This is a genomic window from Stenotrophomonas sp. GQ19, assembly GCF_059758695.1.
Window position 1 is genome coordinate 101,926 of record NZ_JCAXES010000012.1, and the last position, 9,748, is coordinate 111,673.

General features: G+C 68.3%; 6 protein-coding genes. 2 read left to right on the plus strand and 4 right to left on the minus strand.

All coding sequences use genetic code 11. The annotated features are described in order from the left end of the window. The first annotated feature begins 66 nt into the window (after positions 1 to 66). Positions 67 to 861 carry a cytochrome C assembly family protein gene (locus AC6CHL_RS19080; RefSeq protein ID WP_038689637.1) on the plus strand — a complete coding sequence of 265 codons (795 nt, stop codon included), beginning with the start codon at positions 67 to 69 and terminating at the stop codon, positions 859 to 861. Between the two features lie 180 nt (positions 862 to 1,041). Here the strand turns inward: AC6CHL_RS19080 and AC6CHL_RS19085 are convergent, their stop codons facing one another. From AC6CHL_RS19085 to radA, 4 genes are all read right to left on the minus strand, one after another. After that, positions 1,042 to 1,512 carry a hypothetical protein gene (locus AC6CHL_RS19085; protein WP_498295808.1) on the minus strand — a complete coding sequence of 157 codons (471 nt, stop codon included), beginning with the start codon at positions 1,510 to 1,512 and terminating at the stop codon, positions 1,042 to 1,044. A gap of 59 nt (positions 1,513 to 1,571) precedes the next feature. Further along, positions 1,572 to 3,878 carry a hypothetical protein gene (locus tag AC6CHL_RS19090; protein ID WP_498295810.1) on the minus strand — a complete coding sequence of 769 codons (2,307 nt, stop codon included), beginning with the start codon at positions 3,876 to 3,878 and terminating at the stop codon, positions 1,572 to 1,574. A 45-nt stretch (positions 3,879 to 3,923) separates the two neighbouring features. Continuing rightward, a complete protein-coding gene (locus tag AC6CHL_RS19095; protein ID WP_498295812.1) occupies positions 3,924 to 5,780 on the minus strand; it encodes an ATP-binding protein in 1,857 nt (618 codons plus the stop codon). Positions 5,781 to 5,907: 127 nt separating this feature from the next. After that, complete coding sequence (radA, locus tag AC6CHL_RS19100; RefSeq protein ID WP_038692408.1) at positions 5,908 to 7,290, minus strand: DNA repair protein RadA; 1,383 nt, start codon at positions 7,288 to 7,290, stop codon at positions 5,908 to 5,910. A 151-nt stretch (positions 7,291 to 7,441) separates the two neighbouring features. Between radA and AC6CHL_RS19105 the strand changes: the two genes are divergently transcribed. Then, the gene (locus tag AC6CHL_RS19105; protein WP_498295814.1) at positions 7,442 to 9,505 is read left to right on the plus strand and encodes a putative bifunctional diguanylate cyclase/phosphodiesterase; all 2,064 of its coding nucleotides are present in this window, start codon (positions 7,442 to 7,444) and stop codon (positions 9,503 to 9,505) included. Positions 9,506 to 9,748: the final 243 nt, after the last annotated feature.

Consider the following 9,748-nt stretch of genomic DNA (forward strand, 5'->3'; position numbering starts at 1 on the left):
GGACCGCACCTGCGCGCCGTGGCCGCAGGCATCGCCAGCACCCCGGGGGTATGCGAAACTGCCACGATGACAATCGTTCTCATCGCGACCCTGCTGTACCTGACCGCCACCGCCCTGCTGGTGCGCGCCGTCAGCCGCGATGACGCGATCCGCTCACCCGCCTGGCTGTGGCCGGCGCTGCCGGCCATGCTGCTGCACGGCGGCTACCACGTGCTGGTGGCGATGCGCACCACCGGCGGCCCGGACATGCACTTCTTCGCCGCGCTGTCGCTGGTGGGCCTGGGTATGGCCTGGCTGACCTCGCTGGTGGCCGCGCGCGGGCGCATGGCCGCGCTGGGCGTACTGGTCTTCCCGATGGCCGCAGCGGTGCTGTGCATCTACCACGGGTATGGGCACGAGCCGAGCAAGCCGCTGGGCTGGCAGTTGGCCACGCACGCGTGGATGGCGCTGCTGGCCTACGCCACCCTGAGCGTGGCCGCGCTGCTGGCGATCATGCTGTGGCTGCAGGAACGTGCGCTGCGCCGCCGCGATTTCCGCCCCTGGCTGCGGGCCCTGCCGCCGCTGGCCGACCTGGAAGCCCTGCTGTTCCGGGTGATCACGGTCGGCTTCGCGCTGCTCACCCTGACCCTGGTCACCGGCGTGCTGTTCGTCGATGACCTGCTGGCCCAGAAGCTGGTGCACAAGACCGTGCTCAGCGTGCTGTCGTGGATCGTGTTCGGCACGCTGCTGATCGGTCGTCGCCGGTACGGCTGGCGCGGCGCCAAGGCCGTGCATTGGACGCTGACCGCGATGGCGCTGCTGCTGCTGGCGTTCTTCGGCAGCCAGTTCGTGATCGAACTGGTGTTCGGCCATTCCAGGTAGAGCCGGGCTCTGCCCGGCTGCGTGATCCACGGGTTGCCTCGTAGAGCCGGGCTCTGCCCGGCTGCTGATCCAGGGTTGCCGGGCAGAGCCCGGCACTACGCTCGGCTGCTGATCCAGGGTTGCCGGGCAGAGCCCGGCACTACGGGGGTTCCCATTGCCGGGCGGGATCCGGGCGACGGTTTACAGCGGCGCCGACAACAAGGCGCGCTGCGATTGCCCGCTGTGGGTGATCATGTCATCCACCCGCCAGCAGCCATCGTTGGCGCGCACCAGCGTCAGGCGGGTCAACCGCGCGGCCTTCCACACCCGGTAGCGCGCTTCCACGGTGACGCGCGTGGCCTGCGTCGACGGCGTGGCCGTGAATACCGGCGGCGCATCGATCTCACCGTCCTGCCCATCCAGCCACGGATCGCTGTCGAACCGGCAGATACCCTCCTCCACCCGCTGGCATTCGCGTTCGGCCGCCAGCAGTTGGGCGAAACCGGGGGTAAGCACGCTCGGCGAGGTGGCGAGGAAATCGTCCGCACTGGCCTTCAGGAAGGCCTGCCCCACTGCCACCGGATCGCTACAGGCCGGCGCGGCCTGTACCACCGGCACGCACAGCGCCATCAGCACCATGCCACCGCACATTTTCCAACCACGTGTCCGCATATCCCGTTCCCTTCCCTGTGAATGGGCCAGGCGCCCCAGTGGCGCACCCGGCCTGGCTCTTATAGACCGTAGCGCTCGATCACGTCCACATGACGCTGCTCGTCCTGGCCACAGGCCTCGGCCAGGCGCAGCCAGCACAGCCGGTGCGGCCAGTGCGCGGTGGCCTCGAGCAGGAATCGGTGCAGGTCCAGCGGCGGCTGTTCCAGCGGCTGCGCCAGGGTGAACAGCACGCCCGGCAGCGGCGCATCGTCGCCCTGGGCATCGGTGAGCTGGTAATCGTCCGGGCTGTGCGTCCACAGCTTCCAGCCCCGGGCCTCCACGGCCTCGGAGAATGCGGTCCACGCGTCTTCACCGGGGTGCACGCCATCGACCAGCCAGCTGCCTGCATAGCCACCGCGCTGAAGCAGGTGGACTTCGGCGTAGGTAGGCATGAAGCGCTCGCGCTCCTGCTCGTCCTCCGGTGCCGGATGGACCAGTTCGGCGTCGAACACCACCCAGTCATCCACGCGCTGGCGGCGGTTGGCCGGCGCGTTCTCGACAATGCGCGCGGTGACCGGGCCGGTGCGGCGCGCATAGTATTCGATCGGCTCGCCGCCGTCCGCGCAGCGGATGATCACCCAGCCGAAGGATTCCTCGACCGGGCCATCGGTGCTTTCCAGTTCCATGCCGATAGCCGCTGCCGAGCCACGCACGGCGGCCCAGTCGCGGGCGGCACTGGCGGCGGTCATGTGGTCCCAGTGCGCGCTGCGCGGCTCCTCCAGTACCTCGGTGAGGTGACGGTACTGCGCGGCCGCGTCCTGGAAGCGCTGCATGGCCATCAGGGCCATCGCCAGCAGGTTGCGGGCGCCATGCGACTGCGGCGAAAGTGCCAGCAGCGCGCTGCTCGCCTGCTCCAGCGCGGGCCAATCGGAGAGCTTGTGCGCCATCTGCGCCTGGCACCACAGTGCGAACACCGGCACCCGCGCCTGGTAATGCTGCGCCAGGCGATCCAGCCCAGCCTGGTCGCCACGCTGCACCAGCAGGCCCATCAGGGAGTACGCCGGGGGAGCATCCTCATGCGCGTGGCGCTCGACGAACGCCCACAGCATCGCAATCGCGTCATCCTCGGCACCGCAGGCATTCAGCGCCGAGGCGGCGACATCCAGCATCGCCGCGTCGTCGGGACGCTGCTCCACGCCCTGCAGCAACCACTGCGCCTCGCGTTCCGGGTCGCGCCCGTCGCCCTGCTCGCCCTGTTCGACCAGCCAGTCCAGCAGGCCCTCGGCGGGCACCGGCAACGCCACCGCGCCGGGGGCGGCATCGATGCGCGCGGCCATCGCCCTCACGGCCTCGCTTGCACCGCGGTCCTGGCGCAGGCTGCCCAGGTGCTCCCGGGCCAGCGCCAAGTGGCGCCGTGCGGTCCACACCGCGCCACGCTGCAGCGCCATGTCCACGCACAGTCCGGCAATCTCGATCACGAAGCGATGCGCGCCGACTGCTGCGTAATGCGCCAGGGTCGCGCTGAGCCGGCGGCCCAGGTCCCAGCTGTTGCGCTCGGGTGCGTTGCGCACCAGCAGCGCCACCGTATGCGCCCACATGCGGCGGTAGTTCGGCGACAACTGGTTCCATGGCACCAGCGATTCCAGCGCTTCTTCATCGCGACCCAGCTGCGCCAGCGCCCATGCGCGCGACAGTTTGCGCGGGATGGTGCAGTTTGCCGGCTCGTAGTCACCCTCGGCATCCACCTCGGCCTGGCGCGCGTCGATCAATGCCAGCGCCTCGGCCGCGCGGCCGCTGGCGAGCAGGATCTTGATGCGCATTTCCGGGAAGCTGTCGTACACCTTGCCACCATGCGCCAGCACGGTGCCGGCCTGCACGTCCAGGTAATCCAGGGCGCCCTGGCTGTTGCCGTCGTCCAGCAATGCATCGGCCTTCTCGCAGCTGAGGCACTGGAAGCATGCCCAGCTCGGATCGATCCGCGCCAGCGTTTCCTCGCAGACCTCGATGCGCTCGGGCACCCAGCCGGGGCCGTCGATGTTGCCGTAACAGGCGGCCAGGTCCTGGGTTACGCAGATCGACTGCGGGCACTCCACCGTGTCGGCACGGTGCGCGCGCTCGAACAGCGCCACGGCGTCACCCAGTGCCGACTCGCCTTCCAGGCGGTTGCCGACGCGGTTGCGCATGTCCCAATGGCCGACGAACACGTCCAGCCACGGATTGCCCAGCGTTTTGCCCAACGCACGCGCTTCGGGCAGCAAGGCATCCACACGGTCCAGGCGCAGTTCGCAGACTTCGTCGGTCAAGCGCGTCAGCAGTTGTGCGCTCTGCGCCTGCCCGGCTTCGCCAAGATCGTCCTGCAGTTTTTCCACCCAGTTCCAGATATCCATGCGGTCGTGTCGTCCTGCCGTGCGTAATGATGAAGAAAGGGAATATCAGCGCGCCTGCAGCATCTGCTGCAAGGCATCGGCGATGTCGCCGAACGCGCGGTTGAGGTCGCTACTGGCCGCGCCGCCGTCCTGGGGGCGCCCCTGCGCGCTGACGATCACCTTCAGCGAGCGCAGCAGGCGCGCGGCGGACGCGGCCTGCGGGTTGCCGGCGCGCATCGCCGCCAGCAACGCCTGCACGGCGGGGTTGTCCAGGTTGAGGTACAGGCGCGAGGGTGCGCGCGCGACGATCCGGGCGGTGAACTGGCGCGCCAGCCGCAGCGCGGCCATTGATACACGCTTGTCGTTTTCGTCGTCTTCCAGGCGGCGTTTCAGCTCGGCCTCGCGGTCGGGCACCACCACCACCGGCAGCTCGGCCGGGCTGAAATGCGCCGGCAACAATTGCTCACCGTCGCCCAGGTGGGTCTGCAGCCACTCCATGTCCGCCTCGGGCAGCGTATCGGTGCGGAACAGCGCGCGGTTGCCTTGTTCGGTGCCCAGCTCCACCAGGCGCATGCCCTTGGCCTGGGTCCAGCGGCGCAGGAACGGCACCACCGCGTAACGGTTGCCATGCGCCACCGGCACGCCCATCGCGCGGAACAGCATTTCCTCGAAACCGCCACCGTTGTCCAGGATCACGTGGACCGCACCGCGCGAGGGCAGTTCGCTTGCCTTGATGTCGCCCTGCGAACTTGGCACGCGCACGTGTTCGAGCAGCAACTGGAACAGACGCTCATCGCACAGCGAGGCACCCAGCAGCGCTTCGTTGTGCCGCGCCAGGATGCGTCGCCAGGCCTCCGGCTGCTGCCGTGCGATCTCCACCAGCCCATCGATGAGCGCCTCGCCCAATGCATGCTGGACTGCGCTGTAGGTTTCATCGCGCTGCAGGTCCTCGCGGCTGGCGGTAGGCGTCAACCGGCTGGATTCGATGACACCACCGATGAAACCGGCCCAGGGCGGCAGCAGGTCGCGTGCGTCGTCGTCGAGCAGCATGCCGCGCACGAACACCGAGAGATTGCGGTTGTCGCTGGTGCCGTAGGTGGCGCCGTCCTGTACCCAGAGCAGGCCCACCGCATCGCTGCCGCCATCGGCGCGCAGCGGCATGCAGGCGATCGGCTCGAAGCTGCGCTCGAACTGCGCGGCGAACTCCAGGCCACGGCGCTGCGCCTGCAGCGGGTGCATGACCACGCCGGCCTGCGGGCGCCACGGCGGCGGCTCGGGGTTGATCGCGCGCGCATCCTGGCCGATGTGGATCGGCTCGCCCAGCAGCGCGCAATAGCGGCCGAGGATATCGCGCAGGTTCTGCTCCTGCGCCAGGTGCACGTAACTGCCATGCAGTTCCAGCACCACTTCGGTGCCGACCGCGCGTGCCGGCATCGGGGACACCGTGTACTGCTCGGCGTTGCTGGAGACATAGCAGTGGCCCAGCAAAGGCTGCTGGTAGGAGGTGGTGCGCACGGTCACCCGGCGCGCCAGCACGAACGCGGACAGGAAGCCCAGCCCGAACATGCCGATCAGGCCTTCGTCGTCCTCGCCGGCCTGGCGCAGGCCACGGGTATAGCCCACGCCAACCGTGGCCAGGTAATCGTGGATTTCCTGCTGGGTCAGCCCGGCGCCGGTATCGACGATGCGCACGATGCCGTTGACCGCATCGCCGTGCACCTCGATCCGGCCCGGCTCCTGCCAGTCGGCCTGTTCCAGGCGCCGTCGCACCAGCGAATCGTGCGCGTTCTGCACCAGTTCGCGCAGTGCCACCACCGGGGTGGAATACAGATGCTTGCCAAGGACAGTCATCAATCCGTTGAGGTCGACACCCGCGCGACGGATCTCGCTGGCGCCCTGTACATCCAGGGGAGTCTCTTGCATGGAATCGTTTTCTCTGGCGGGCGCACCCCGGCCGGGATACGCGCTGGAACGAGGATTTCAGGGGAGGAAAACTAGCACAGCCCGGCCGCGCATTGCCTGCGCGGCGGGTGCTTCGGAAACACCGCGTTCAGATCGCCTCGATCGCCTCGGACAGCCGCTCCACCGCGATCACCTCCATGCCCTTCACGCTGCCGGTCTTGGGCGCGTTGGCCTTGGGCACGATCGCGCGTTTGAACCCATGGGTGGCCGCTTCGCGCAGACGATCTTCGCCGTTGGGCACCGGGCGGATCTCGCCCGACAGGCCGACCTCGCCAAAGGCAATGGTCTTCTCGGCCAGCGGCCGGTCCTGCAGCGAGGACAGCACTGCCAGCAGCACCGGCAGATCCACGGCGGTTTCCTGCACCCGGATGCCGCCCACCACGTTCACGAACACGTCCTGGTCGCCGGTGAGCACGCCGCCGTGACGGTGCAGCACCGCCAGCAGCATCGCCAGCCGGTTCTGCTCCAGCCCCACTGCGACGCGGCGCGGGTTGGACAACGGCGAGGTGTCCACCAGCGCCTGCACTTCCACCAGCAGGGGCCGGGTGCCCTCGCGGGTGACCATCACGCAGCTGCCGGGCTGCTGGGTGCTGCCGCCGGACAGGAAGATCGCCGACGGGTTGGAGACTTCCTTCAGGCCCTTCTCGCCCATCGCGAACACGCCCAGTTCGTTGACCGCCCCGAAGCGGTTCTTGAACGCGCGCAGCAGGCGGAAGCGGCTGCCGCTCTCGCCTTCGAAGTACAGCACCGCATCGACCATGTGCTCGAGCACGCGCGGTCCGGCGATACCGCCTTCCTTGGTGACATGGCCGACCAGGAACACGGCGGTGCCGGTTTCCTTGGCGAAGCGCACCAGCCGCGCGGCACTCTCGCGGACCTGGCTGACCGAGCCGGGCGCGGCGGTCAGCGATTCGGTCCACAGGGTCTGGATGGAGTCGGCCACGATCAGCTTCGGCCGGGCCACGCTGGCGTGCTGCAGGATCGCTTCCACCTGGGTTTCGGCCAGTGCGTTGACGTTGTCCAGCGGCAGGTCCAGCCGCACCGCACGGCCGGCGACCTGCGACAGCGATTCCTCGCCGGTGATGTACAGCACCGGCAGGGTGGCGGCCATCTTCGCCACCGCCTGCAGCAGCAGCGTGGACTTGCCGATGCCCGGGTCACCGCCGACCAGGATCACCGCGCCCTCCACCAGGCCACCACCGAGCACGCGATCGAACTCGCCGATGCAGGTACTCACCCGCAGGTGTTCGGTCTGCTGCACGTCCTTGAGCGCCATGATCTTGGGCGCGTCGACCTTGCCCGCCCAGCCCGAGCGGCGCGACGCCGGCGAGGCCTTGCCGGCGGGGGTCGCGCTTTCCAGAGTGATCTCGGTCAGCACGTTCCAGACCCCGCACTCGCTGCACTGGCCCTGCCACTTGCTGTATTCGGCGCCACATTCACTGCAGACGTACGCGGTGAGTCGCTTGGCCATGTCCACTTCCACTTCATCGGTTGTCGGGCAGGATAGCCGAGCCGCGTCGCAGCAACCGAGACGCCGCCTCACCCCCATCGCTAAAGATCCTCCCGGCGATGCCGATACCACAGCGGGCGACTGCCCCTTCCGTTCTTTTCCAGGCTTTTCCATGACCGGCACCTACAGCCAGAGTCTTGTCGTGTTCTCGCTGCTGGTCGCCATCCTCGCCTCGTACACCGCGCTGGACATGGCCGGCCGGCTGGCCAGCACCCAGGGGCGGGTCGCCCGCTGGTGGCTGGCCGGCGGCGCCGGTGCGATGGGGCTGGGCATCTGGTCGATGCACTTCATCGGCATGCTGGCCTTCCACCTGCCGATCCCGGTGGGCTACGACCTGGGCATCACCCTGTTCTCGCTGGCGGTATCGGTGGGCGCGTCGGCCTACGCGCTGTGGCTGGTCTCGCGCCCAGCACTGCCGTGGGCGCGGCTGTGCGCCGGTGCGGTACTGATGGGCCTGGGCATCGCGGCCATGCATTACCTGGGCATGGCCGCACTGCAGATGCAGCCGGGCATCGAGTACGACCCGTTCTGGTTCACGCTGTCGCTGCTGATTGCCGTGGTTGCGGCCGGTGCAGCCCTCTGGATCGCCTTCCGGCTGCGGCTGGAACAGCGCCGTGCGCTGCTGCTGCGTGGCATGGCCTCGGTGGTGATGGGGCTGGCCATTGTGGGCATGCACTACACCGGCATGGCGGCGGCGAACTTCCCCGCCGGCAGCATCTGCGGCGCCGTGATCGGCGACGGGCTGGACAGCAAGTGGCTGGCGGTGCTGGTCATCGTGACCACCCTGGCCACGCTCGGCATCGCCCTGCTGGCCTCGGTGTTCGACCGCCAGATGCGCACCCGCACCGGCCTGCTGGCCGATTCACTGGCCCACGCCAACGAAAAGCTGCTGCAGGCTGCCCTGCACGACCCCCTGACCCAGCTGCCCAATCGCATGCTGCTGCAGGATCGCATTGAACAGGCCATCGAGAAGGCGCAGCGGCGACAGTTCAGCTTTGCGGTGATGTTCTGCGACCTGGACGGCTTCAAGGCCATCAACGATGCCTACGGCCACCAGCTTGGCGACAAGCTGCTGATCCAGATGAGCGAGCGCGTGAGTGCATTGCTGCGCAGTCACGACACGTTCGCGCGGCTGGGCGGGGATGAGTTCGTGATCGTGTTCCAGGTGGACGATCCCGAAGATGCCGCCGTGGTTGCCGAACGCATCATCGCCTGCGTGGCCGAGCCGTTCCTTATCGATGCGCTGGAGTTGCAGGTCACCGCCAGCCTGGGCATCGCGCTGTACCCGGCCGATGCCACCGACGAGCGGGCGCTGATGGCGCACGCCGACGCGGCGATGTACCACACCAAGGATTCGGGCCGGAACGGCTATACCTTCTTCACCGAATCGATGCATGTCAGCGCCAACCGCCAGCTCAAGCTGCTGCAGGAACTGCGCCGTGCCATCCAGCGCGACGAACTGGTGCTGCACTACCAGCCCAAATTCCCGGCCAATGGCCAGGCCCTGATCGGCGCCGAAGCCCTGGTGCGCTGGCAGCACCCGGAGCTGGGCCTGCTCAGTCCGGACAGCTTCATTCCGGTGGCCGAACGCAGCGGCTTGATCCTGCCGCTGGGCGACTGGGTGCTGGACCGGGCCTGCGCGCAGCTGCGGCAGTGGCACGACGCCGGCCACCCGGACTGGTCGATGGCCGTGAACCTGTCGCCGCTGCAGTTCGCCTCGAGTTCCCTGCTGGAAACGGTGCGGCGCACGCTGGAAAAGCACGCCCTGGATCCGCGCCACCTGACCCTGGAAGTCACCGAAACCACCGCCATGAAGGACGTGGAAGCCAGCCTGCAGATCCTGCATGGCCTGACCGACATGGGCGTGAACATCTCCATCGACGATTTCGGCACGGGCTATTCCAGCCTGCTCTACCTCAAGCGCATGCCAGCCACGGAACTGAAGATCGACCGTGCGTTCGTGCGCGACCTGGAAGACAACGCCGAAGACGCCGCGATCGTGTCCTCGATCATCGCGCTGGGGCGTTCGCTGCAGCTGCAGATCGTCGCCGAAGGCGTGGAGACCGATGGCCAGCGCCAGTACCTGAGCGACCTCGGTTGCGACCTGCTGCAGGGGTACCACCTGGGCCGGCCGGTGGCCGCCGACGCGTTCCTGCGCCTGGCACAGGCGGCCTAGGAGACCGCACGCACCGCGTCCGCCGGTAGGGTCGAACCTTTGATCGACTGCCGGTAACGGTGCAACGTGCGGTGGCGACATGACCGTTGAACGGCGCAGGTCCTGCCCTACGATTGAACGATGCCGGCTCTGCGGTGACCGTGCGTGGCCGCGATGATTGCCATGCGTTCGTCGGGTGTGGACGGGATATCGGCGGTCGTTTGGGAACCGACCCTACCTCGGCGGGTGCCAGATTGCCGGTAG

Excerpts from the sequence above, each read along its gene's own strand:
- AC6CHL_RS19080 (WP_038689637.1), top strand. The coding sequence starts at position 67 with ATGACAATCGTTCTCATCGCGACCCTGCTGTACCTGACCGCCACCGCC.
- radA (WP_038692408.1), bottom strand. The coding sequence starts at position 7,290 with ATGGCCAAGCGACTCACCGCGTACGTCTGCAGTGAATGTGGCGCCGAA.
- AC6CHL_RS19105 (WP_498295814.1), top strand. The coding sequence starts at position 7,442 with ATGACCGGCACCTACAGCCAGAGTCTTGTCGTGTTCTCGCTGCTGGTC.
- AC6CHL_RS19085 (WP_498295808.1), bottom strand. The coding sequence starts at position 1,512 with ATGCGGACACGTGGTTGGAAAATGTGCGGTGGCATGGTGCTGATGGCG.
- AC6CHL_RS19095 (WP_498295812.1), bottom strand. The coding sequence starts at position 5,780 with ATGCAAGAGACTCCCCTGGATGTACAGGGCGCCAGCGAGATCCGTCGC.
- AC6CHL_RS19090 (WP_498295810.1), bottom strand. The coding sequence starts at position 3,878 with ATGGATATCTGGAACTGGGTGGAAAAACTGCAGGACGATCTTGGCGAA.